Genomic DNA, 24,436 nt, shown 5'->3' with positions numbered 1-24,436 from the left:
ATATGGTAATATATAATTAAAAATAAAATTTAGGAGGTAACTAAAAATGCAGAATATTAATAGTGAAAATTACAAAACTGCTATATTTGCTGGTGGCTGTTTTTGGTGCATGGTATCCCCTTTTGATGTATTAGATGGAATCATAAGTGTTACTTCTGGGTATACTGGAGGTAAACTAAAAAGCCCTGCCTATAAAGATGTAAAAGCTCAAGGTACAGGTCATTATGAAGCTATTAAAATTGTATATGATCCTACTATCATTTCCTATGAAAAGCTCCTAGATGCCTTTTGGAGACAGATAGACCCAACGGATGATGAAGGTCAATTTCAAGATAGAGGCTCTTCCTACATTGCTGCTATTTTTTACATGGATGATAATCAAAGAGTAATTTCTGAAAAATCTAAAAAAGCTCTAAATGATTCAAGTAGATTTCCCAAAGAAGTGGTTACTAGGATTCTCCCAGCATCAACCTTCTATGAAGCAGAGGAATATCATCAAGAATTTTACAAAACCCATCCTACAGAATATAAAAAGGATAGAAGTATATCTGGAAGAGATGAGTTTATAGCAAAATATTGGGGTAATGATTATTATGAAATATATGAAGACTAAGCAGAGTTCTTAGCTTCTATGAAGCTTTACTAACAGAATTCTTAGTATCAATTTATTTCATACTTAGAATTCGTTGTCCTTTAGGGGAAATCGTTATCCAGGGACATACCAGCTCTTACACTCACAATTTAAAGAAGATGAGAGTATTAGAGCTGGTAGTCATCGGATAAAATATTTTAAGATTGGATGTGATGTTATGAAAAAACAACATAGTGAATTATTTAAAATCCTTATTAATGCCTACTATAATGATAAATTAGAGAATGTTATTGAAGAATTATTAAAGGACAATACGGTTGATAAAGAAGCCTTAGCTGCAGAAATTTCTTCTCTCTGTGGAGTGAATTTGTCCTTTAGTAATAATTACATAGAGGATTTAAAAAATGCCATAAATAATTATGAATCAGATCATAAAATTGTTAATAAAATTAAACTATGTAAAATGGAATGTAAGGTAGATTGTGATGGAAAGACAAAATGTCAAGAAAGTTGCCCCTTTGATGCTATTTTATATGATGAAAAAACTAAGTGTACTTATATAGATAATGATAAATGTACTGATTGTGGGTTCTGTGTAGAGGGATGTCCAACTGGAAGTATTCTAGATACAGTTGAATTTATGCCTCTTGCTAAACTTTTAAAGGAAAACACTCCTGTAGTAGCTGCTGTAGCCCCTGCTATAATGGGTCAATTTGGAGATAGTACCATTGAACAGCTTAGAACTGCTTTTAAATCTCTTGGATTTACTGATATGGTGGAAGTAGCATTCTTTGCAGATATGCTTACCCTTAAAGAAACCATTGAATTTGATGCTCATGTTAAAACTAAATCAGATTTTATGATTACATCTTGCTGCTGTCCTATGTGGGTTGGCATGATAAAAAAAGTATATAAGGATTTATTGCCTCATACATCTCCTACTATATCTCCAATGATTGCAGCTGGTAGGGTGTTAAAAAAATTAAACTCAGATGTAAAGGTAGTGTTTGTAGGCCCATGTGTAGCAAAAAAGGCAGAAGTTAAATCTCCAGATTTAATTGGTGATATTGATTTTGTTCTTACCTTTGCAGAATTACAAGAAATTTTTGAAGCCTTTAATATAGTTCCAGAAACCCTTGAAGGCACTACATCCATGGAATATGCCTCACGAGGTGGAAGGCTTTATGCACGTACCGGTGGAGTTTCAATTGCTATTGAAGATTGCATAGAAAGAATGTTTCCTGAAAAATATAAACTTGTAACTCCTATTCAAGGTAACGGAATAAAAGAATGTAAGGAAATATTACAAGACCTTCAAAAAGGTATTATAAAAGGAAACTTCATTGAAGGAATGGGATGTGTTGGTGGATGTGTTGGTGGGCCAAAAGCTATTGCCCCCAAAGATAATTCTAAAATAGCCGTAGATACATTTGCAGATAACTCTAAATATAAAGTTGCCTACGATAGCCCAGTAATGAATGGAATCTTAGATGCCATTGGCATATTCACCATAGAAGATTATAAAGATGAAAGCAAAACTGAAATATTCCATAGAGACTTTTAAAAAGACTATGTCTATGAAACTTCCTACTAGATTAATTTATCTCTCACAAAAATTGAGTATCCACTTTGATATAAGTGGATACTCAATTTTTTTTATTTATATAATTCCTTTATTTTTTCAAAGGCTTCATTACTTAGAATGTGTTCTATACGGCAGGCATCTCCATCTGCTACTTCTTTTGATACTTCTAAAGTCTCCATGAGGTATTTAGTGATGAGAGTATGTCTTTCATAAATTTCACTGGCCTTTTTCATACCTTTTTCTGTGAGAGTTATCTCCCCTCCTTGTTCCATAGTTATATACTCAGCTTTTTTCAGTATGCCCATGGCTCTACTAATGCTAGCCTTTGTATAACCTAATTCACTTGCTATATCTATAGAACGTACAGATCCCTTTTTTCTCTGAAGCAATAAAATAGTTTCTAAATAATTTTCTCCGGATTCATGTATTTTCATAATAATCTCCTGTATAGTTTCTTTTAACCTATTTTATCATAGGTTAAATTTTCATTCAACTTTCTAAAATTACTCTTTACTTATTTAAAATAACCAAATATATGAAAATTATTCTCATTTTCAGTTGACATCATAAATCATTTATAGTAAACTCAAAATATAGGTTAGTTAAAGCTAACTTATGTTTTTTAATATTAGTTAGCTTGTGCATACTTAAGGGAGGGATTTATATGCCACTTACTATGGCCAAATCTGGAGAAAAAGTTTTTATAAAGAAAATTAATGGAAAAGAAGAAACGGTGAGATTTTTAAAAAGCCTAGGATTTATTGTAGGTGAAAGTATAACTCTTATTTCAGAGTTAGGTGGAAATATAATTATTAATGTTAAAGATAGCCGTATTGCTATAGATAAATCTATGGCAAATAGGATTATTATATAGGAATTATTTTAGGAGGTAATTATGAATACATTAAAGGATGTAAAGCCAGGACATACTGTTACAGTACTTAAAATTCAAGGTGAAGGTGCTGTAAAACGTAGGATTATGGACATGGGAGTTACTAAAGGCTCTTCTATTCATCTTAGGAAGATAGCTCCCTTAGGAGATCCTATTGAGATAACTATTCGAGGATATGAACTTTCTATTAGAAAATCTGATGCTGAAAAAATATTAGTTGAATAGTTTTTAAATCTAAAATTTTCACAGAGTAAAATCTGTGTATATTTTTCATTAGTAAGTTAGCGTTGGCTAACATTTAGGGGGGATTAAAATGGGTATAAAAATAGCTCTTGCTGGAAACCCAAACTGTGGTAAGACCACAATTTTCAATAAACTTACAGGGAGTTCCCAATATGTAGGAAACTGGCCTGGAGTAACTGTAGAAAAGAAAGAAGGAAAATTAAAAGGACATAAGGATGTAACTATCGTTGATTTACCAGGTATTTATTCATTATCACCTTATACCTTAGAAGAAGTTGTTACTCGTAACTTCTTAATTGAGGAAAGACCAGATGTGATTATTAATATAGTTGATGGATCAAATATTGAAAGAAATCTTTATTTAACAACTCAACTTGTAGAACTTGGAATTCCTGTAGTTGTAGCCTTAAATATGATGGATGTAGTAAATAAAAATGGAGACATGATAAATACTTCAAAACTTTCAAAAACACTGGGATGTGAAGTGCTAGAAACCTCTGCCCTTAAAGGTAAAGGTCTAAAGGAATTATCTGATAAGGCTGTAGAAATTGGTAGAGGCACTCCAAAGGTTACCTTATTAAATACCTTTAGTAAGGATACAGAAGAAGTTTTAAGTAACATAGAAAAACTACTAAAAGGAAATTCATTAATAAAAAATCCACGTTGGTTTTATATTAAACTCTTTGAAAGAGATGAAAAAGTTCTGGAGTATTTAAAACTAGATAACAATACAAAAGATAAAATAGATAATTTAATTAATAACTATGAGGAATCTCTTGATGACGATGCAGAAAGTATTATTACCACTGAACGTTATGACTACATAGGTAAAATAACTACCTCCTGCGTTAAGAAGAAAAATAACTCTAATTTAACTACTTCAGATAAAATAGATAAAGTTGTTACTAACAGATGGCTTGCCCTTCCAATTTTTGCACTAGTAATGCTAGGAATATATTATATTGCCGTTACTACCATTGGAGCTATAGCTACTGATTGGGTAAATGACACCCTTTTTGCTGAGCTCATTCAAGGAAATGTTTCTGACTGGTTAATGAATATGCAGGTATCTGACTGGTTACATGGACTAATTGTAGATGGTATTATCGGTGGGGTTGGTGCAGTTCTCGGATTTGTACCACAAATAATGGTATTATTTTTCTTAATATCTTTATTAGAAGACTGTGGTTATATGGCTCGTGTAGCCTTTATCATGGATAGGATCTTCCGTAGATTTGGTCTATCTGGAAAATCTTTTATCCCTATGTTAATAGGTTCTGGTTGTAGTGTTCCTGCTGTTATGGCAAGTAGAACCATTGAAAATGATAGAGATAGAAAAATGACTATAATGCTTACTCCATTTATTCCATGTAGTGCTAAACTACCAGTATTTGCGCTACTAGCTGGTGCATTCTTCCCTAGTCAACCTTGGGCAGCGCCATCAATGTACTTCTTAGGTATAGCCATGGTTATACTTTCAGGAATAATCCTTAAGAAAACTAAGTTATTCAAAGGTGATCCAGCTCCTTTTGTTATGGAACTACCACAATACAGAATACCTAGCTTAAAAGGACTTCTTATCCACATGTGGGACAGAGGAAAAGCCTTTATCATTAAAGCTGGTACCATTATCTTTGTAGCTTCAGGTCTTATCTGGTTTTTACAATCCTTTAGTTGGTCTCTTCAAATGGTGGATGCCCAAGATAGTATATTAGCTTCCATTGGAAACGTAATAGCTCCTATATTTGCACCTCTAGGCTTTGGTAACTGGCAATCTGCCGTTGCTACTGTAACAGGATTCTTAGCTAAAGAAAATGTAGTTGCTACCTTTGGTGTCCTATTTGGATTAGGTGCTGAACTAACAGAAAGTGATCCTAACCTAGTTTCAACTATGGGACAACTATTTAATGTAGTTAGTGCTTACTCTTTCATGGCATTCACCCTACTAGCTGCTCCATGCTTTGCTGCTATAGGCGCTATTAAACGTGAAATGGGCTCTTGGAAATGGACATTTATTGCTATAGGATATCAAACAGGTTTAGCCTATGTGGTTTCCTTAATCATTTATCAAGTTGGACGCTTAATCTTTTTATAAAGGAGGTGTTACTATGGCAACATTTTTAATCGGTGCTGTAGTTATAGGTGCTATGATATTAGTATCAGTAAAACAATTTAAGAAACAATCTCAAGGTGACGGTTGTGGCTGCGGTTGCTCAGGCTGCTCCCAGGCTAGCAAGTGTCATAGATAAAATAAAGCTGAGGAAATTTCCTCAGCTTTTCTTATGTTTAAACTAATCTTATTGTTGTATCTTCCTTCAACTCTTCTTTTAATCGCTTTCTTAAGTTTTCTAATAATAATTCTATGTCCTCATGATTTTTTATAGCCTTTTGATCCTTAACCAACTCCCTAACACTAAGTACTTTAGCAATGTTTCCTCTTCCAGTTTCTTTAATAATTTCATTTAACCACCTTAACTTTAGTTTATCTCCTAGGTTATACATAGATAAGATAACTGGAAAACTCTTTGAACATAGAGTTTTCTTAATGAGGTTTTCAAAGTCTTCCTTAATTTTACTTTCAAATTTATTATAGAAATCATAGCCTTTCAAGTTTTCTATAACTTCATCCTTACAAGCTTTAATAAACTCTATTGCTGGAGTTATATCTTTATTTAATAGGTCTAACACTCTATTATTATACTTTTCTATCAGTAGTGGTAGCTGAGGAATCCTGTTATAAGGCTCTTTCATCCTTAAAATATCATATAGCTCTTCTACTAGTCCTTCTACTTCACAATCATATATAAATTCCTTATTTTCTTTAAATGAATTAAGGATGTCTGTAGCAGCATCAAAGATTATTCTCTGTTCTCCCCTTTCGTTTAAGTCAACTGTATTGTTTTCTTTTCTATAAAAAAATCCCTTTATATTATCAATATAATCTATATAGTCAAGGAATTCTTCTTCTAAATCATAGAGATACTTAAAAAATTCTTGGATATCATATATATTAACTAGACCTTGAAATAACTTTTTACCTAGAAATACTATTTCATTTCCAGGATAATCTTTATTTATTGAATAATTAAAAGTCATATCCTTAATATTCTTTAGTTCTTCTTTTCCTAAATCTTTGAAATACTTCATTATAAGTTCTTCATCATTAGGTATAGATCTTCCTCCAAAGAGTTCTTTAATTAACTCCCTAGCTGCATCTATATATTTACTAGGTACCTTTTCTCTACTAATTACTATAACCTTTTCTTCATACTCTACCTTAACTAGGTAATCTATTATATCCTTGTTATTAGAAGACACTACCTCATTAGTATATATAATACTTATATATTGCTTTTTAAATAGCTTAATGAGTATACCTTGAATATCTAGGTCCTTCCACCCATATGGTGGACTTGAAAATTTAGTTAATATACTTTTTACCGTTAATTTAATATTTCTCATGGTACTAGTTAATATATAATTATTTACCTCCTCCAAGGCTAATTTATTTGCCTCATTATCTTCTATAGTTCTTTGGCTAATATCAGCTTCCACTATATTATATAGTTCTCTAATATTATCTATAAACTCTGTAATGTAGTTTATTTTGTTAAACCTTGAATCTACAAGGGTTCTTAGTCCCTCATTGATTCTACTCACCAAACCTTTTACCTTAATATTTAAGAGGGAGCCACTTACATATATATCTGACCACCTTAAAGCTTCCTCTATTAAGAATTTAGCCCTTTTTAACCTAATTTCTCTTTCCTTAGTTTTTTTAATCTTAATATCCTCCATGTGAATAGTTGATATTAGGGTACCTTTAAGCCGCAAAAAACCATCTATTTTAAGTATATTTTCAATTTCCTCTATATAATTATCCTGGTTTGATATATCAATTATCACATTATTTTCTCTATCAGATAATTCCTTAAGATAACTTTTACTAACTCCTTCTACTGAATTATAATTAGCAGTTATAATCTTAATTCCTATAGGATTTTTTTTAGACACTCTTATACTTTCATCTATTAACTTATTAAAACTAAAAGAATAAATTTTAGAATAGGCAAACTTAGAACTTTCATATATATGCTCAAAAACTATCTCACCTATCCTTTGAGCAATCTCTCCATTATCAATTGTAATATTTTTTATCTCTTTATTTATCTGTTGTTCCTGAGTTGTTAAAAATACAAATTCATCACCATTTTTTTCAACCAAAGTTTCTATGATAAGTTTACTTAATGACTCTTGTATATGCTCCTTAACTTCTTTCTTTGAGGCGTCTATATTATCTATTAAAAGAGTAGATAAGTTCTCAATATTGCTCTTTATTCCCCCAGTATATTTTATAAGGAATAATAATTTAAAGACTTTAACATCATAGCTATTTAGCTTTTCATTATTTTCAGCATAATCAATAACTGTTCTAATAGAAGGGCCTAAAAAAGTCTCTATAGTACTATAAAAAGCTGAGAATGGAACTAAAGTGCCTATGTTTTTATTCTTATACTCCACTGCCACCTGCTTATACGCTCCAAGTAAACTTCTCTCTCCTTTAGACAAACTTCTTCCAGCTACTCCGTGGCTTCTTATGCCATTAAAAACATGTTGTAATAAATTAAATTGATAAGGTACAAAGGGGTAAACCTGTGCAAAATTATCCATATCCTTATATAATTTCATGTCCACAGTATCTTTTGTGAAGGTTAAAAGATTTTTAATAAAAGATTCTCTATCATCATATAGACTTTGTAGCATCTCCATTGCCTGAGTTTTTTTTCTCAAAATACGTTTTCTAATCACTTCATCCACATTAGCAGAAGATAATGACAATCTTGTATTAAACCTTCCTTGAACCTTAGAAAAGTCATTGCCTTTACCTAAAGTAAACACATCTAAATCCTCTTGAGATGTAACTATAACCCAGCATCTACCTTCACACTTGCTACCTAAATCCTCCACCACTGTCTGAAGATTTAGCATAAGTTGAGTATCTTCTCCTAAATATTGACCAATTTCATCTATTAAAAATACCACATGATGATTATTTCCCTTTAAATCACAATACTCCCTAACCCTAGAAGAAAACTTATCTATATTTAAGGAATAATTTTCTTCACATTTACTATACCAATTTCTTGCAGCATCTTCACTCATCTTAGTAGCCTTTGATAAAGCCTCTATTAATGCATCCTCTTCATAATAAAAATCTTCCCTACCCTGAGTCCAAGGTTTTCCTGATATATGATGAAACACTTCTTTAAAATCTTCATATACCCCATCTTTAGTCATCTGTCTTTCCATATCAGCAATCCAAGGCATAGATCCACAAAAACCCTGCATTTCATTGAAAACCCTATTAAGTACATTGACAATAGCATCTCTATGGGATTCTGAAGTCTGGTCAGACTTAGAATCTATATTAAAAAGGATAGTATCTGTAGATAGGTTATTTATAAGCTCCATATTCCTTAGGGTAGAATCCTGTAGTTCCTTACTATAAAAATAATCTAAAGCACTTTTATTTCCTATGGTTTTATTAGATAAAACATATGATAAAATCTTTAAAAAATGAGATTTACCGCTACCAAAAAATCCTGAAATCCATACTCCAATCCTATCAGTACTATCTAATATGCCTGTGCTATATGCTTCAAAAAACTCATTAAAATGGCGCCCTAGCTCATCAGTAACCACATATTCTTCAAGTTCCTGCTTTATATTCTCCTGGTCACATTGACCTACCTTAATTACGTCTTTTATATCTCTATTAATTTCTTTCTCAAATAAATCCTTTAACTTCATGTTCATTATGTTCCCCCTGGTTACTATTAACTTATTCCTAGACCTAGGTTATAAATAGGCTTTTTATTTAAGCCTTATGTAAACTTGCTTTAATATTATACCATATTACAACTAGCTGTAGACATTAATATAAAGCATAAATGAATTATATGGTTAACAATGTCATTTAAAATATTATTTACATAATATATTACATATGATTTAATATAAGTATGAGAATATTTCCATATAACTTATGGAAAAAAGAAGGGTATTGGTATAGTCTATAAAAAATAAGAAGAGGTGAATAAAATGATAGAGAATGGATTTAATAAATTATCTTGGGGCTTCTTATTTATCGTGCTAGACTTTAAAATTTGTGGCTTTGATATTTTTCCTGATGTAATTGGATTTATATTATTTGCTATGGCATTTAGTCAGCTTAAAGAGCATAGCCAGCATTTTTCAAAGGCTTCAACATTAAATATATTTACATTATTACTATCTATTTTTTCAATATATAAAGTTCAAAGTAGCAATAGTAGCATTATAAACTATGGAATTTTAGGATCATTCAGTATTTTCGTTGGAATACCTTACTTTATATTAACTTTATTAGTTATATATAATCTATTAATGGGAATGAAAGAAATGCTTATAAGTAATAATAAGAATAGCTTAGCTATGGAAGCAGATGAAAGATGGACTAGATTTATAACATTAATTATTGCTAGTATATTAGGTGGTTTATTATTATTTATTCCTGTTTTAGGAGTTATATATATACTGGGTTTATTAATTTTCAGCATAGTTTTCTTAGTAAAAACCATGCAATATTTTAGTAGTTGTAAAAAAAGCTTTAATGGATATAATTATTAAAAATTTAAAGCCAATGCTCAATAATGTTAAGCATTGGCTTCTGTTATTTTTTACTTAGATATATCTTTTCAAATATGAGTTTTCTTTTTGTATTCTTTTGTAGCTAAAAATGGCAAATAAATAATACTAAAAATCACAAATGACAAAAGGATATCTTGCCACCTAATTATAACATTTGAACCATCCGCACCAAAGAGTAGAAAACCAAGATTATTGTTTAAATAATGTATCATGGATACAGCCCAAATATTTTCAGTCTTAAGATATACATATCCAAAGAAAACAGAGTAACATATACAAACTATAAGTTGAGTAACTATGCTATAAAAAGACGTCTCCGGGCTATAATAAAATAAATTTATTGGGAAATGCCAAAGTCCCCAAATTACTCCAAGTAAAATTACACCCCATCTTTTACCAAACTTGTCCTGAAGTACTGGTTGTAAGAAATACCTCCATCCGTATTCCTCTCCAAAGAAAAGAAAGTAAGTAAATAAAAAATTTAATGGTAAAATCAGAAGTAATTTAAAAATAGTCGGATACTTAAGGTATGTAAAAAAATCATCAAGGGATCCACTTATAGCACAGGATATTAAATTTGCTAATAAGTAAAATACAACAAAAAGAAGAATATAGAATAATGATTTCTTACCATTCTTTTTTATGCTAAGTCCAAATTCTGCCCTGGTTTTGCTATCTTCAATACCTAGCATAATAAGTCCCAGAAAACTTCCTGCTGTGACTAATATTCCAGCTACAATCTCTGGCTCACCATATCCAGTAAAGGTCTGTATAGAAAGTATAATTACTGATACCATTGAGAAAATCAAAAATACTCCAAAAAATTTTTTAGGTGCCCTGGTTCTTATTTCCTTGTTACATAAGAATGCAAACATAACTCCCATGGCTGGGTAATACATTTGTACAAGGGGAAATGCACCTACAGCCCCTTTAGTATATGCAAAAGCCATTAAAAATCCCATTAGTGCTGTCACTCCAAAACATACTATAAAGAATATAATAACAGTACCTTTGCCACTGTGTTGCTTATCCAAATTTTCCATAAATACTCTCCTTATATTTATTACTGTTATACTAAGATAAGTTATATGAATATTTATGTAATTTCATTATATAACTAAGTTTTTACCTCATATAACTAAGTTGCTACCTTAAAATATAATAAATAAAAAACATAAATATTCAACAATTTCATTATATCAAAATCACTAAATATATACAAATCATGGTATTTACCTTAAATTAAAGTAAAACATCAAAGGATTAATTTACCATAAAAAAATATATTGTGCATTAAACTAAAATATGATATTATAATCTCACACCAAGGAAATCACTAATAAATAAAAAGTTAAATTTCTGGAATATGCGTTAAGCTCTTATTTTGAACCTACATTTAATTTTAGGGAGTTCAATATTTAAATGAGGAAATGTACCTTCTTATGAGTCCTTTTCACGGCATTGAGGGCGATTGAGACATCTGTGAGGACACCCACCTATCGTGAGATAGGCTTCAAAATTAGAGTACCGGTATTTTGGATTTTATATTAAAATTTAAGCCAAGCTTATAGTCTTAAGCATTGGCTTTTTGTTTTATCCCATGACTATCAGCTCTAATACTCCCATCTTCTTCAAAATGGGAGTAAAGAGCAGTTACGTCCCTGGATAAAAATTTCTACAACTTTTCACTAATCTAATTACAGTTACCTATAGGTATTAATTTAAACTTACCCATAATTCCATAGCTTCATCACGCTTACTACTTAACTCTTCTTTTTTGCAGTATAACTTATTAAGCTCTTCATAATCCAACTTGTCATCAGTCATGGTTACATCAATATCCTTTATTTCATTTTCAAGACCTTCAATGATTCTTTCAACCCTAGCCTTTTCCACTTCCTTCTGTTTATCCTCATCAACCTTTTTAGGTTTCTTAACTTTTTCAGCTTTTACCACGGGCTCTTTAATCTCTTGTAGCTTAAGCTGGTCTTTTACATTTTTATAATAATCATAATTTCCAGGATAGCTTTTAAAACCATTGTCTTCAATGGCAATTACTCTTTCACTTATTTTATTAATAAAATATCTATCATGGGATATGAAGAATATAGTTCCTTTAAAGTCTTCTAGAGCTTCTTCGAAGTTTTCTATGGAGTCAATATCAAGATGATTAGTAGGCTCATCCAGTATCAATAAATTCACGTCTTCATATAATAGCTTACCAAGTTTTAGTCTTATTCTCTCTCCCCCAGATAAATGCTTTACTTTTTTAAATACACTATTCCCATAAAACATGAATTTTGATAGATATTCACGTGCTTGACCTTCAAGTATTGAAATATCTTCTCTGAAGCACTCTAGTACAGTAAACTCCTCATTTTTAAAGGTGATTTTCTGTGGTAAATATGCAGCCATTACATTAGCACCTAATTCCACTACACCAGAATCTGACTTTTCTTCATCTAAAAGCATTTTCAAGAAAGTAGTTTTACCACTACCGTTTGGGCCAATTAATGCTGCTCTTTCACCGAAATGAATCAATAAATCTACTTCTTTTAAAATAACCTTATCTTCAAAAGATTTAGAAAGCCCTTCAGCCTTAATTGTCTCATTACCAGATCTTTCACCATCTTTAAAGTTAAGCTTCATATTCTTTCTTTCAAACTTTGGTTTTTCAGTTCTTACATATTGACCTCTGGTTCGATAAAATTTATTACTTTCAGTATCACTACTTTTCATTTTATCAAGCTTTTTTTGTAGACTAGCAGCTCGTTTAAAGAATTTATTATTATCTACCCTAGCTGCCCAATCCCTTAACTCCTTTATAGCATTCTGTACATTCTTAATCTCCTTTTGCTGCTCCTTATATTGGTGAAACTGTTCAAGGATATTCTCTTCTTTTTGCTTTGCAAAGTCAGAATAATTTCCTTTATAAGTATTACTTTCCATATCCTCTATTTCTATAATCTTTGTTACCACATTATCTAAAAAGTATCTATCATGAGATACAATAATTACAATACCATTGTAGTTCTTAAGATAAGCTTCAAGCCATTCAGTTGACTCCATATCTAGATGATTTGTAGGCTCATCTAGTAGTAATATATCTGGGTTATCTATGAGCAGTTTTCCAAGTACAACTGTAGTTTTTTCACCGCCACTTAATAAATTAAATTCTTTATTTAAAAAGTTTTCATCTAATTTTAACCCCGTACAAATCCTACTTAATTTTTCTTCTGTATTGTATCCATCTTTAACTTCATATAATTCAACTAATTTGCTATACTGCTTCAAAGCTTTTTCTAAATCATTATCTTTTAAAAACTTCATTCTTTCTTCTAATTCACGCATTTTATTCTCTATGCTATAAACTTCTTCAAAAGCCAATTTTAGAACATCAATAACCTTTATTCCATCCTCATACTTAGGAATTTGTTAAAGGTATGCACAAGTAGCTTCTCTAGGCTTACAAATGAAACCTTCATCATATCCTGGACTTGTAGCTCCAGGATATCCAATACAATAATTCATTGGTAACACTCCTGCTATTAATTTAAGAACAGTACTCTTTCCACTTCCATTAACCCCTACTATCCCAACTTTTTCTCCTGAATAAATCTGAAAGGATATATTTTTAAGAACAAGATTTGCATCCATATATTTTTTTACACCATTTAATGTTAATTCGAACATAAAAATTCCTTCTTCCATCCATAATTCTAATTATGCATTTCATGGATAGGCACAAAAACACCTTAATTATTATAACTTTTTATTATTTAAAAATAAAAAACTGTAAGAAGATGGTTTCTTCTTACAGTCAGAAATACTCTAATACTATTATAATTTACTTAAACAAGATACAGGTTAAAACATATTATTATGTTATATATCCCATCATATAACTCTTCAAAGCTTTTTCTCCAATAGTTAAAGCTTATTGAAGTATTATAAATTATAGTATTTAATTTCAATAAAGTAAGTTACCTTCTAAATGCCTTATTCCATAAAGAGCACAACAATAAAACCTAAATATAATTAGGTAAATTAAAACTCATTATAAAATATATTAAATATTAAATTAATATTAGCAAATAGCTGGTTTCATAACTTACTTCCTCCTCTTGGCGTTTTTTTTATTATACCATTTTTAATATATTATGTAAATACATTTAAAAACTGTATTAGCATAGCTATTAAATCCACCAATTGAAGACCTATACTATAATTTTTTGTGCATTTTCATGGGTATCATCATATTCTTCTCTAAGTAGTGAACATATATATCTATCAACTAGCTTCCCCTTATTTTTAACACTTTTTCTCATTAATCCTTCTACTTGAAATCCTAAACTAGTTAATAAAGCTAAAGATCCTGTATTCTCCTTTTGTAAAGTTGCATATATCCTAGTTAAATTTAGTTCCTGAAATGCATAACTAATAAGCATTTGTGTTGCTTCTTTGGTATAACCCTTATTCCAATTTTTTTTTCTTATCCAATATCCAATTTCTCCATTTTCATATTGATAATTAATATTGCTTAAGGAAACAACTCCTATGAAGTCATCTGTACATCTATTAAAAATACCAAGTTCAATGCAAGAATCATCTGTTATAGATTTTAAGTATGATATATAACTTTCAGCATCTTCTAAAGTATATGGGTATGGAACTTCATGCATATATTTTGTCTGTTCAAAATCATTTATGTTTTCTTGAAGAATCTTTGCATCAACCTTAGTTGTAAGTGTTTCCAAATAAATTCTTTCACCATTTAACAAAAGCTTTCTCACAATAACTACTCCTCTTTAAATTATATTTTTCGGTAAATTATATAGTAGGCTCATATATTTATATTTAAATAATTCTCTATATACATTTTTCCCTATATAAATAGTTAAATATATTATCTATGTCCTTCTAATCTAGCCTTAATATATCCCATGTATGTCATTGTTGAACTATCAGATATTTGAGGAATTTCAAATCCACATTTTTTATATAAGTCATAATTTTCTGGAGTTGTATGCACCCACCAATTTCCATGGGGTAATTTTTCTAAACACAAGTTCACAAGTTTTTTACCTATGTCTTTTCCTCGATACTCTTCTTTCACAGCCAGATCCTGGATTGTTGCAGTCATAACTCTATCTGACACAACTCTTACCATAGCTATCATATCTTCCTTATCCCAGACAGTGAAAACCCATGATGAATTTTTAAAGCAGATTTCGTACTTTTCATCTAGCCATGACGGTTGATTTGCAGACACCCAACCAACCTCTTTATACATTTTTTTAATCGTATCCCCTTTAAGCCCATCTGCTCCTTCTCTGATAATCAATCCCTTATAATATTGATACATAATATACCTCCCCAGAATCAATTTAGACATAATTTTCTACTACTGATAGTCATTACAGTAATTATCCCAGGAATAATCTTGTACGCCTTAGAACGTCTTATGTAAAGGTTGATTTTTCCTTGCTATCAATAGAACATTATTATTTATATTAATTTTTTCATCTTAATAAACTCAAACTCTCTACCATTTGTTTTTTGCATATATTTCTCTACAAACTGGAAGCCAATATTCTCATATACTTTTATTGCTCGCTTATTAAATGAAGCAACTGCTAACATAATATAATTTTGCTTATACTCAAATTCTTTTATCCCAAAGTTAATACCTGCAGCTACAAATTCAGTTCCAATCCCTCTTCCAGTTAATTCAGGCTTTAAACCAAACCCTATCCACAAAATACTACCTTCAAAGCAGTATGAGTAATAAGCAACTAATTCACGATCATCATTAAGAACTGCAAAATAACGCCCTTCCCAATTATCCTCATTAAGAAATCCCTTTAAATCTTCTTCATCAGCTATCATATCATAGAATGAATATACTCCATTATACTTCCAATTATATGCAATCTCATTTGCGTATTCTTTATTCATAGGAACAAAAACATAATTCAAGATATCCCTTCCTCCTTTGCAATTTGTTATATAATATCTTAAAGTTGTTAATTTATAATTTTAACACTATAAAATTATTATAAGCATATCTTCATTTTCAGGTATACTTAATCCCACTTTCAATAATAGAAAAATCCCTAAAACCCCCATGACCACAACAACTAGTTTGCTAGTTAAATATTTTTATAGATAACTATGTTTGTATTTTAATAGTTATCTATTTTTTTCTCTGTATAAATAGTTAAATATATTTCACACCCTTATAGACCTAAAAGTTTTTCAGAACTAAGGTAGTCTGATGATATATATACAATTATGTTAGTGATAAAGCTATCTGCCAGCTCTATGCTCTCACCTGTAAGGGGATTTATTGCAAAATATCTTAGATTATCATTAATGATTATTTCATAATAGTAGAATTTATTATTTATAAATAAAGATTTAGGGAAAGGTTTATGAAAAGGAGTGACATCAATTGTATAAACATAATCAGCTTCAACTAAAAACTTTATACTATCATCTTTATTTAAGGATTCTTCTAAAATAGTTCTCCCTTCAACGTAGGTATATTTAGGTAATGCAACAGGTATAGATATGGCAATTAATATACTAAAAATACCAATAATTATGGTAGATATCTTTTGTCTACTGGCTATTTGAACTCTAGTATTATTACTAGTTAAGTTAAACCACCACAATATTTGAAATGGGATAAGTGTAGCAAAAAATCCATAACTTATAACAGTTTCATACTTAAAGAACACCATCACAAGAATTGAAATTTCAATTAAACACAATAAAATAACCCCTATTCTTATAAATAGCTTAGCTTTGGGATTTTTAAAGAAATTCATAACTACCTCCTCGTATTATTCCCCTTTGAACATACTTCAAAGAAACTTGGCTTTAAATGGATACAATTTTATAATTAAAATATAGGATTAAATTCCAACTATTTTTTAAGCATAGTAATATCTTCATCAATATTTCTTATAACAGCGGAGTCACCCCAGGTATTTGGAAGAAAAGAAATATATAAGGTTCCAATATTAAAAATTCTTCTGAATGGAATAAAGAGCGCAATAGAGCCTATTTCTTTTTCACTCATTGCTCTAATCTTGTTATATCCATTTAAAAATTGATTCTTACGTTGTTCTCTCTTTTTTTAATTTCCTACATCACATCCCATGCCAAAAGGAAAAGCATACATAGATATGTCATATGCTCTCCATCCATTACCACAGAAATCAAAATCAAAAAGACTAGGATTGTTGTTATCATCAACCCGTATATTTCCACTATAAATATCCCCATGGCAAACACCGTATTGTGGTCTTTCCATAGTTAAACTAGCCAATTTTATTTTTGTATTTTTTGCAACTTCTTCTAAAAAGTCTATGTCAAAATCATATATAGTAGAGAATTGTCTTATAGCAGCCATAGAACTATCTATAAAAGAATGTTCATCTATATTTGATCTATTAATTTCAAAGTCACATTTATCCCAAGCATTGTGAATTGAGGCAATATAACTTCCTAATCTTTCATTTAATTCAGCGGTTTCTCCTATTTGATTAAAATCGTATCTTCCAACTGATGTATATAGTACTCCATATCTTGTTCCATTTATTGTATTGAATTGTGAAATAAAATTTCCGTTACCTTTAATAACTGGAGATGTGATTTTAATACCTGATAATTTAAGATGATTAAGTAAATCAATTTCTGATTGAATTTCTTTTATACTTCTTATCCCTTGACTGTATACCTTAAAGAAATACTCTTTATTATCTACAATAACTTTATATATGTCGTGAAGCCCTCTATAAAATAATCGACATTTTATATAATTGCCAAGTGCACTGGAGGACAATACAGATACCTCAAATGGGAAAAAATTATCCAACCTAAAACCATCTCCCTTCAATTAATTATACGTATAGTATATATTTAAGAATGTCTGTTAAATCATCTGTATCAACTGCATATAATGCATTCAATTTTTTGATCTGCCCCAATGTAGTTAAGAATTTTTCCAGTAAATACTCCTTCAATCACTTCATATTCACTCCCATAATAATCATCAAATCCCCAGATATCACATACAACTTTAGCTACTTGCTTTGGACCAACAGTAATGACAATGCATTTAATATTTTGTTTGTGCAATGCTTCAACTACACTTTTAATATTTTTTAAAGGCTTGGCAACCTCCAAAAATGATTGAGCTATTTTATATTCTTCAAGCCCCAGAAGTAATTCAGCTCTAAGGTAGTCTGCTGATATATAGTCAATCATTCCTTTGTCTTCCTGTTCTTGAATGAGAGAGTGCTCTTTTTCTTTACCATTTAAAATGCATGGCAACATAACGGAATGAATTTCTCTAATGAGAGTATCATCCAAGTCAAAACAAACAAGTTTCAAATTTTTCATTCTAAATACACCATCCTAAAGTATAAGTTATATAATTTCAAACTTATTATAACATAATTACAATAATATGTATGACAATATATTAAAAAGCACCTCATTAAAGAAATGCTTTAATGTAGTATATAATAAAATTATACATTAATATTATTATGATATAGCTATACTTATAACTTCTAATTCCCATTGACCATTTTTATAAACCGTTTTAATATATCTAATATTTAAACTTATACTATAAATAAATCTAAATTATATACGGATTTAAAAGGTCACTAGTTCTCAATAGGTTAAAATAACATATAATCTTCCATTATAATCCATACTAGTATAATCAACAATTAAGGATAATTCTACCTATATGATCTTTAAGAATTGAAAAATATAATTTAAAAAACATATTTTTAATATGGACATAAATTATTTCCATCAAATTGCATAATATATTTGAATTACAAAACAAAAATACCGCATATTCATATTGAATAATACGGTATTATAGATACAGTATTTATTTATATATTTGATACGACATATAAGAATATTGAGAATTAAGAATTAATTTATTGCTCTGTTTTCATCGCTCTCATAGAGTTTAGTACCGCAATTAGTGTTACACCTACATCACCAAATACAGCCTCCCACATAGTTCCTAATCCAAGAGCTACAAGTACTAATATTATTGCTTTAATACCTAAAGCAAATACAATATTTTGCATAACTATTGTTCTTGTTTTCTTAGCTATTTTTATTGCAGATGCAATCTTTGAAGGTTCATCAGTCATTATTACAACGTCAGCAGCTTCTATTGCCGCATCTGAACCAACACCACCCATAGCTATACCGATATCTGCTCTTGCTAAAACTGGAGCATCATTTATTCCATCACCAACAAATATTAACTTGCCTTTAGAGGATTTTTCTTTATCTAATACTTCTACTTTTTCAACCTTTTGATCTGGCAATAACTCTGAATAAACTTCATCTAACCCTAATTGATTGGCAACTTTAGTTCCAACAACTTTATTATCTCCTGTAAGCATAACAGTTTTTCTAACACCAATTTCTTTTAAAGCTTTAATTGCCTTAGCTGAATCTTCTTTCACTTCATCTGAGATAACTATATATCCTGCATACTCTTTATTAACAGCAACATGCACTACAGTACCTATTGTTTCAACTTGTGCATAGGATATATTTTCTTTATTCATTAACTTGTAATTACCTGCTAAAACTTCTTTTCCTAAAACAGTAGCTTTTACACCATGTCCTGAAATCTCTTCATAATTTTCGATTGATTCATTAGCGATTTCCTTACTATATGCTTTAACAATAGAAGTTGCTATTGGATGATTAGAAAAGCTCTCAGCAAAGGCTGAATAAGTGATAAGTTCGTCCCTTGATACATTTCCTTGAGGTTGTATTTCTGTCACCTTAAATACACCCTTAGTTAATGTTCCAGTTTTATCAAATACTACAACTTCTACATTATTTAATGCCTCAAGATAGTTTCCACCTTTAACAAGTATTCCATTTTTTGAAGCTCCACCTATACCACCAAAGAAACCAAGGGGAATAGATACAACTAAAGCACATGGGCAAGATACTACTAAAAAGGCTAATGCTCTATATATCCACTCTGAGAAGGTAGCTCCACTTATAAATAGCGGTGGTAATATAGCTAATGCTAATGCAGAGAAAACCACAGCCGGGGTGTAATATCTTGCAAATTTTGTTATAAAGTTTTCTGTGGGAGCTTTTTTACTACTTGCATTTTGAACTAAATCAAGTATCTTAGCAATAGTAGAATCTCCAAATTCTTTTTCTACTTCTATAGTTAATAGTCCATTTTTATTAATAACTCCGCCTAGTACATTATCTCCTATTCCTACCTCTCTAGGAACTGATTCACCAGTAAGTGCAGAAGTATCTACCATAGAATTTCCTTCAATTACTTTACCATCTAGAGGAACCTTTTCCCCAGGTCTTACAACTATAATATCACCTATATTAACATCTTCTGGTGATACCTTTTTAATTTCACTACTAATTTTTAAGTTTGCAAAATCCGGTCTTATATCCATTAATTCTGCTATGGATTTTCTTGAGCGATTTACAGCCATACCCTGGAATATTTCACCTAATTGATAGAATAGCATAACTGCTACACCTTCTGGGAACTCACCAATAGCAAAAGCTCCTATAGTAGCTATACTCATAAGGAAGTTTTCATCAAAAATTTGACCTCCTCTAATATTTTTCAATGCTCTTAACACAACTTCTCCACCAACAAGGAGATAACTAACTAAAAATAATGATAACTCAACATAAAAATTAAATTTAAAAGCTGTAGCAATGGCAAAAATTGCTGCGCCAACTCCAAGTCTTACAAATTCCTTTTTACTATTTTCATGCTCATGCTCATGCTCANNTTTTTTTTTTTTTTATTTTTATTTATTATGATCATGAGATCTTTGCTTTCTGTTCTGATTTCCTTCTTCAACATATACTTTTACATCGGGTTCAATCCTTTTAACAATTTGTTTAACCATTTCAACAATGTTATCTTTATCGCTATTGTTTTCCACTTCTAGAATAAGTTTTTGAGCTACAAAATCAACTATAGCACTACTAACATTAGTAATATTTTGAGATTCCTTTTCAATTTTTGATGCGCAATTTGCACAGCATAACCCCTCAAGAATTATCACTAATTTATTTGACTTTCCTATAGTCTTTTCCTTAACCTTTACATGCGATTCAATTTTGTTTATGGACTCTATAGATGAAGCAATTAACTCATTAACTTTACTTATTTCTTCTAATTCCATAGTTAAAGTTTTAGTGACAAAGTTTACTGATGCATTGGCAATTCCATCAATACTATTTAGCTTTGCCTCTATTTTTGATGCACAATGTGCGCAGTCTAACCCTTCTAAAATAAATTGCTTTTTTACTTTTCCAACGTTTTTCTTTGTCGCTGTTCTCAGTTCCATAATCGTATTTGATTTATTACTTGATTGAGATTTTATTTGTAATGATTTATCTTCTTTAACGTCAGGTTTTAAAACTTTATTACTCATTCCCACGCCCCCTAAATTCCTTATTTCTCATATAAATGTTCTAATCCTTGATCAAATATCCCCTTAACATGATCATCATCCAAGGAATAGTATACAACTTTACCTTCTTTTCTATTCTTTACTAACCTAGTCTGTTTAAGAACTCTCAACTGATGGGATATTGCTGATTGGTTCATTCCAAGTAGTGCCGCAATATCACAAACACACATTTCTGCTTGGAATAATGCACAAATAATTTTTATTCTTGTACTATCTCCAAAAACCTTAAATAAATCTGCTAATTCATATAAATCTTCTTCATCTGGAATAGTTTCCTTTACTCTCTTAATCACATCTTCATGGATAGTATTACAATTACAGGTACTAATTATTTCATTTTCGTTATTCATTTATATATCACCTCATCAGAATGTATGCACACATGTTCATATGTTTATATATTCAGTATATGTACCTTTTCTATATTTGTCAATTATTTTTATTATAATTTTGAAAATATTTTCAAAATAAAAGAGAATGTTTATTTATGTTATATGAAAGATTTCTAATACATCATTATTAAATTTATAAAGGTCATATTTACTAATTGATTTGCATTATATGCAAATTTAATAATATATAAAAATTGAGAAATAAAAAAACTACCGTAAAATTCAAAATTGAATTTTACGGTAGTTTAGGAAATCATAAAAATGCTATATATCCTTTAAAGAAGATACTCTTGGTAGTATAGAACGACCATTCCACCTATCGCCAATGCCCAAGTCTTTTGGGGTGACATTTTGGTAGCTTCCATTTATGCCTTGTATATGTATGCTACCATCTTTGTTAATGGTAACAATGGCATATAGCCCCTCATTATATAATACTAAGTCTTTTATAAAGGGATAATCTTCATGTATTTCCTTTGAGTAATGGAAATGCTCATATTCAGGACCAACCCATATATATGATATAGCATTAAGACCAAAGTAATATGTTTGTCCTATTTTTTCAAGAGAATCTCCATGATCATGCCCATTCACGCATAAAAGCACCTTTTTTCCTGTATCATTTACTCTGTTTATTAAATCTCTAACTTCACCCTTGTTATATACTCCTCTTTTAGCAAATTCATTTTCAAAACTATGGTGTGAAAAAATAATGTAATACTCACTATCATCATTGAACTGCTCTTCCAGCCAATTAAATTCATAATCTGGAAGAATTGGATATATGTCCTTTGTCTTATCATAGTTTCTTTTACAATAAGGTATATATCTATTATCAGTTTTTATAAAACATGTATCTAATACAATGAACTTAATCGTGTCCATTTTAAATGAATAGTAACTATTGTCCATTTTTAAAAATTTCATAACTTCTTCTCTTGAAACTGAATCAGAATCATGATTACCAATAGTATGATAATAAGGCTTCCCTATACTATCAAGGATATCAAGTAAAAATCGATTTTTTTCTTTAGGCATACAAAAATCCCCAAGCTGTATAACAAAAGCAATATCTTGATTCTTTATATTAGTAATGAAGTTTTCAAGCCTTTCATAACCATCATGGATATGATCATAATGTAAATCAGTAAATACTGCAAATTTAACGCTATCTATCAATATATCCTCCTTCATACCTCAATATAGAGTTATGTGATAATCACCAGGTGAAATTCCTTATAACTATACATTTACAATTACTATATTTTAAATGAGTAACTAAAATTTATATTTAAAATATTTACTAATGAAGTTAGCCATAGGATTTTTTTCATCTTCATCTCCTATGTAGTCTAAATCTGAATCATAAAAATATAAATAAGCTATACTTTTTTTATCTTCAGATACTCCAATCATTCCAAAGGATTTAGGAAATTCCGTATTGGAAGTATCATTTTTGTCTACAACCCTAAAATCATAGCTTCTTAAAGAAAACTCATATTCTGGAATATAATATTTGCTTTCATCAAAACTAGACTTAATTTTTTTATCTAAAAAAGTATATTGTTCATCTATTTTTTTCTTTTCACTCTCAAAGGTAATATCATCATATTTTACAATTAATGCAACAGAGTCAGATTCAAAAATCAATAGAGACTTATGTGTATATCTATATTTGATATCCTCATATTCAGACAAGTCCTCTAGCTCTGGCATAATATCTTTCGAATTTGAATCGATTGTTTTCCCAGTATTGAGATAATTATCAATTTTTGAACTTGAATTACTGCAACCAGTAATACAAAGAATAAAAGCAATTATCATAACAATTAAATATTTTTTTCTCATTTAAAATCACCTCTCTAAGAATAAATAATCCTAAATTCTTAAAATGTCATTTGATAAATTTTATTTCTTAAAACTTACAATTCCTTACCTACAGCATAAAGATAGCCAATTTATCCCATGACTATGAGCTTTTACTCACATCTCTTTAAAAGTGGGGTAAAGAACTCCATTTATTATAGCATAATTAGTATGAAATGTATATTAAATCAAAATGGCCTTGATTTTTAATCAAAGCCATTAAATAATTTTATTTCTTAAGTACTCCAACTTTAGGTAATTTATCAAGTTTAGTCATTGTATGACAAGACTTAAATTCACTTGTTAAATCTTTACCTGCAGTATTACCAAAATGTTTTCCACCAGCCCACTCTCCTACTTTACTCACATCATATACTATACCTTCAATTGCTACATAAGCAGGTTTTCCGTTACTTCCATCATACTGTGATAGTTCTTCTAAGGTAAATTCTTTCTGTTGTCTATAGTAATTATGTCCTATAAGTTCATCAATAGTTTTTAAATCATAATAAAGTGCCATATATACCTCTAAAATATTTATATATATAGCATATGATTATAATTGAGAAGTTGTTCAATTATTTCCATAAACAATATTTGAATAGTAATTAGATTATTACAAATAATAATCCTCGTAACATAAAA

General features: G+C 29.9%; 21 protein-coding genes, 1 other RNA gene and 2 pseudogenes. 8 read left to right on the top strand and 16 right to left on the bottom strand.

All coding sequences use genetic code 11. The features are described from left to right. The first annotated feature begins 46 nt into the window (after positions 1 to 46). Together msrA and B3630_RS17035 are read left to right on the top strand one after the other, a co-directional pair. Positions 47 to 613 (top strand): peptide-methionine (S)-S-oxide reductase MsrA, encoded by a 567-nt coding sequence (gene msrA / locus B3630_RS17040; protein WP_346900252.1) that lies wholly within the window; start codon positions 47 to 49, stop codon positions 611 to 613. Between the two features lie 196 nt (positions 614 to 809). After that, the gene (locus tag B3630_RS17035; RefSeq protein ID WP_346900250.1) at positions 810 to 2,156 is read left to right on the top strand and encodes a [Fe-Fe] hydrogenase large subunit C-terminal domain-containing protein; all 1,347 of its coding nucleotides are present in this window, start codon (positions 810 to 812) and stop codon (positions 2,154 to 2,156) included. A gap of 92 nt (positions 2,157 to 2,248) precedes the next feature. Here B3630_RS17035 and B3630_RS17030 read toward each other — a convergent pair whose 3' ends face one another. Then, positions 2,249 to 2,611 (bottom strand): metal-dependent transcriptional regulator, encoded by a 363-nt coding sequence (locus tag B3630_RS17030; protein ID WP_346900248.1) that lies wholly within the window; start codon positions 2,609 to 2,611, stop codon positions 2,249 to 2,251. A 230-nt stretch (positions 2,612 to 2,841) separates the two neighbouring features. Between B3630_RS17030 and B3630_RS17025 the strand changes: the two genes are divergently transcribed. The 4 genes from B3630_RS17025 (at position 2,842) to B3630_RS17010 (ending at position 5,561) form a co-directional block, all read left to right on the top strand. After that, entirely contained in the window at positions 2,842 to 3,051 is a 210-nt protein-coding gene (locus tag B3630_RS17025) for a FeoA family protein (protein ID WP_035131427.1), read from the top strand. A gap of 21 nt (positions 3,052 to 3,072) precedes the next feature. Beyond that, the gene (locus B3630_RS17020; protein ID WP_346900246.1) at positions 3,073 to 3,294 is read left to right on the top strand and encodes a ferrous iron transport protein A; all 222 of its coding nucleotides are present in this window, start codon (positions 3,073 to 3,075) and stop codon (positions 3,292 to 3,294) included. Positions 3,295 to 3,382: 88 nt separating this feature from the next. After that, positions 3,383 to 5,407, top strand: coding sequence for a ferrous iron transport protein B (feoB, locus tag B3630_RS17015; RefSeq protein WP_346900244.1), 2,025 nt, complete (start codon positions 3,383 to 3,385; stop codon positions 5,405 to 5,407). Between the two features lie 13 nt (positions 5,408 to 5,420). Beyond that, positions 5,421 to 5,561 carry a FeoB-associated Cys-rich membrane protein gene (locus B3630_RS17010; protein WP_346884983.1) on the top strand — a complete coding sequence of 47 codons (141 nt, stop codon included), beginning with the start codon at positions 5,421 to 5,423 and terminating at the stop codon, positions 5,559 to 5,561. A 37-nt stretch (positions 5,562 to 5,598) separates the two neighbouring features. Here B3630_RS17010 and brxC read toward each other — a convergent pair whose 3' ends face one another. Then, entirely contained in the window at positions 5,599 to 9,129 is a 3,531-nt protein-coding gene (brxC, locus tag B3630_RS17005) for a BREX system P-loop protein BrxC (protein WP_346900242.1), read from the bottom strand. 285 nt (positions 9,130 to 9,414) lie between these two features. On the opposite strand from brxC, the gene B3630_RS17000 reads away from it, so the two are divergent. Further along, the gene (locus tag B3630_RS17000; protein WP_346900240.1) at positions 9,415 to 9,981 is read left to right on the top strand and encodes a hypothetical protein; all 567 of its coding nucleotides are present in this window, start codon (positions 9,415 to 9,417) and stop codon (positions 9,979 to 9,981) included. A gap of 68 nt (positions 9,982 to 10,049) precedes the next feature. On the opposite strand, the gene B3630_RS16995 is transcribed toward B3630_RS17000, so the two are convergent. After that, on the bottom strand, positions 10,050 to 11,045 hold the full coding sequence (locus B3630_RS16995; RefSeq protein ID WP_346900238.1) for a type II CAAX endopeptidase family protein: 996 nt from the start codon (positions 11,043 to 11,045) through the stop codon (positions 10,050 to 10,052). Positions 11,046 to 11,355: 310 nt separating this feature from the next. On the opposite strand from B3630_RS16995, the gene ssrS reads away from it, so the two are divergent. After that, positions 11,356 to 11,548, top strand: a non-coding RNA gene (gene ssrS, locus B3630_RS16990) — 6S RNA. Between the two features lie 170 nt (positions 11,549 to 11,718). Here the strand turns inward: ssrS and abc-f are convergent. The 13 genes and pseudogenes from abc-f to B3630_RS16925 form a co-directional block, all read right to left on the bottom strand. Next, positions 11,719 to 13,695: pseudogene (gene abc-f / locus B3630_RS16985) on the bottom strand (ribosomal protection-like ABC-F family protein). 524 nt (positions 13,696 to 14,219) lie between these two features. Next, positions 14,220 to 14,795 carry a GNAT family protein gene (locus B3630_RS16980; RefSeq protein ID WP_346900236.1) on the bottom strand — a complete coding sequence of 192 codons (576 nt, stop codon included), beginning with the start codon at positions 14,793 to 14,795 and terminating at the stop codon, positions 14,220 to 14,222. A 113-nt stretch (positions 14,796 to 14,908) separates the two neighbouring features. Continuing rightward, a complete protein-coding gene (locus B3630_RS16975; RefSeq protein ID WP_346900234.1) occupies positions 14,909 to 15,367 on the bottom strand; it encodes a GNAT family N-acetyltransferase in 459 nt (152 codons plus the stop codon). A 143-nt stretch (positions 15,368 to 15,510) separates the two neighbouring features. After that, positions 15,511 to 15,981 (bottom strand): GNAT family N-acetyltransferase, encoded by a 471-nt coding sequence (locus B3630_RS16970; RefSeq protein WP_346900232.1) that lies wholly within the window; start codon positions 15,979 to 15,981, stop codon positions 15,511 to 15,513. A gap of 260 nt (positions 15,982 to 16,241) precedes the next feature. Then, positions 16,242 to 16,835, bottom strand: a complete 594-nt coding sequence (locus B3630_RS16965) for a hypothetical protein (protein ID WP_346900230.1) — start codon at positions 16,833 to 16,835, stop codon at positions 16,242 to 16,244. Positions 16,836 to 16,933: 98 nt separating this feature from the next. Further along, complete coding sequence (locus B3630_RS16960) at positions 16,934 to 17,089, bottom strand: hypothetical protein (RefSeq protein ID WP_346900228.1); 156 nt, start codon at positions 17,087 to 17,089, stop codon at positions 16,934 to 16,936. Positions 17,090 to 17,146: 57 nt separating this feature from the next. Further along, positions 17,147 to 17,887, bottom strand: a complete 741-nt coding sequence (locus B3630_RS16955; protein WP_346900226.1) for a phosphotransferase enzyme family protein — start codon at positions 17,885 to 17,887, stop codon at positions 17,147 to 17,149. A 71-nt stretch (positions 17,888 to 17,958) separates the two neighbouring features. Further along, positions 17,959 to 18,414 carry an HAD family hydrolase gene (locus tag B3630_RS16950; protein ID WP_346900224.1) on the bottom strand — a complete coding sequence of 152 codons (456 nt, stop codon included), beginning with the start codon at positions 18,412 to 18,414 and terminating at the stop codon, positions 17,959 to 17,961. Positions 18,415 to 18,974: 560 nt separating this feature from the next. Then, positions 18,975 to 21,407: pseudogene (locus B3630_RS16945) on the bottom strand (heavy metal translocating P-type ATPase). Between the two features lie 107 nt (positions 21,408 to 21,514). Continuing rightward, the gene (locus tag B3630_RS16940) at positions 21,515 to 21,883 is read right to left on the bottom strand and encodes a metalloregulator ArsR/SmtB family transcription factor (protein WP_346846881.1); all 369 of its coding nucleotides are present in this window, start codon (positions 21,881 to 21,883) and stop codon (positions 21,515 to 21,517) included. A gap of 306 nt (positions 21,884 to 22,189) precedes the next feature. Next, positions 22,190 to 23,104, bottom strand: coding sequence for a metallophosphoesterase family protein (locus tag B3630_RS16935; protein ID WP_346900222.1), 915 nt, complete (start codon positions 23,102 to 23,104; stop codon positions 22,190 to 22,192). 99 nt (positions 23,105 to 23,203) lie between these two features. After that, entirely contained in the window at positions 23,204 to 23,773 is a 570-nt protein-coding gene (locus B3630_RS16930; RefSeq protein WP_346900220.1) for a hypothetical protein, read from the bottom strand. Between the two features lie 247 nt (positions 23,774 to 24,020). Continuing rightward, positions 24,021 to 24,311, bottom strand: coding sequence for a cytochrome b5 domain-containing protein (locus B3630_RS16925; RefSeq protein WP_346900218.1), 291 nt, complete (start codon positions 24,309 to 24,311; stop codon positions 24,021 to 24,023). Positions 24,312 to 24,436: the final 125 nt, after the last annotated feature.

This window comes from Clostridium sp. UBA7503 (assembly GCF_002477055.1).
GTDB lineage: Bacteria > Bacillota > Clostridia > Clostridiales > Clostridiaceae > Clostridium_J > Clostridium_J sulfidigenes.
Note: the sequence above shows the minus strand (reverse complement) of the source record. Positions and strands in the feature narration are given on the sequence as shown.

Excerpts from the sequence above, each read along its gene's own strand:
- B3630_RS16925 (WP_346900218.1), bottom strand. The coding sequence starts at position 24,311 with ATGGCACTTTATTATGATTTAAAAACTATTGATGAACTTATAGGACAT.
- B3630_RS16960 (WP_346900228.1), bottom strand. The coding sequence starts at position 17,089 with ATGAGTGAAAAAGAAATAGGCTCTATTGCGCTCTTTATTCCATTCAGA.
- B3630_RS16975 (WP_346900234.1), bottom strand. The coding sequence starts at position 15,367 with ATGTATCAATATTATAAGGGATTGATTATCAGAGAAGGAGCAGATGGG.
- B3630_RS17010 (WP_346884983.1), top strand. The coding sequence starts at position 5,421 with ATGGCAACATTTTTAATCGGTGCTGTAGTTATAGGTGCTATGATATTA.
- B3630_RS16995 (WP_346900238.1), bottom strand. The coding sequence starts at position 11,045 with ATGGAAAATTTGGATAAGCAACACAGTGGCAAAGGTACTGTTATTATA.
- B3630_RS17030 (WP_346900248.1), bottom strand. The coding sequence starts at position 2,611 with ATGAAAATACATGAATCCGGAGAAAATTATTTAGAAACTATTTTATTG.
- feoB (WP_346900244.1), top strand. The coding sequence starts at position 3,383 with ATGGGTATAAAAATAGCTCTTGCTGGAAACCCAAACTGTGGTAAGACC.
- B3630_RS17035 (WP_346900250.1), top strand. The coding sequence starts at position 810 with ATGAAAAAACAACATAGTGAATTATTTAAAATCCTTATTAATGCCTAC.
- B3630_RS17025 (WP_035131427.1), top strand. The coding sequence starts at position 2,842 with ATGCCACTTACTATGGCCAAATCTGGAGAAAAAGTTTTTATAAAGAAA.
- B3630_RS17000 (WP_346900240.1), top strand. The coding sequence starts at position 9,415 with ATGATAGAGAATGGATTTAATAAATTATCTTGGGGCTTCTTATTTATC.
- msrA (WP_346900252.1), top strand. The coding sequence starts at position 47 with ATGCAGAATATTAATAGTGAAAATTACAAAACTGCTATATTTGCTGGT.
- B3630_RS16940 (WP_346846881.1), bottom strand. The coding sequence starts at position 21,883 with ATGAATAACGAAAATGAAATAATTAGTACCTGTAATTGTAATACTATC.
- B3630_RS17020 (WP_346900246.1), top strand. The coding sequence starts at position 3,073 with ATGAATACATTAAAGGATGTAAAGCCAGGACATACTGTTACAGTACTT.
- B3630_RS16930 (WP_346900220.1), bottom strand. The coding sequence starts at position 23,773 with ATGAGAAAAAAATATTTAATTGTTATGATAATTGCTTTTATTCTTTGT.
- B3630_RS16965 (WP_346900230.1), bottom strand. The coding sequence starts at position 16,835 with ATGAATTTCTTTAAAAATCCCAAAGCTAAGCTATTTATAAGAATAGGG.
- B3630_RS16950 (WP_346900224.1), bottom strand. The coding sequence starts at position 18,414 with ATGAAAAATTTGAAACTTGTTTGTTTTGACTTGGATGATACTCTCATT.
- brxC (WP_346900242.1), bottom strand. The coding sequence starts at position 9,129 with ATGAACATGAAGTTAAAGGATTTATTTGAGAAAGAAATTAATAGAGAT.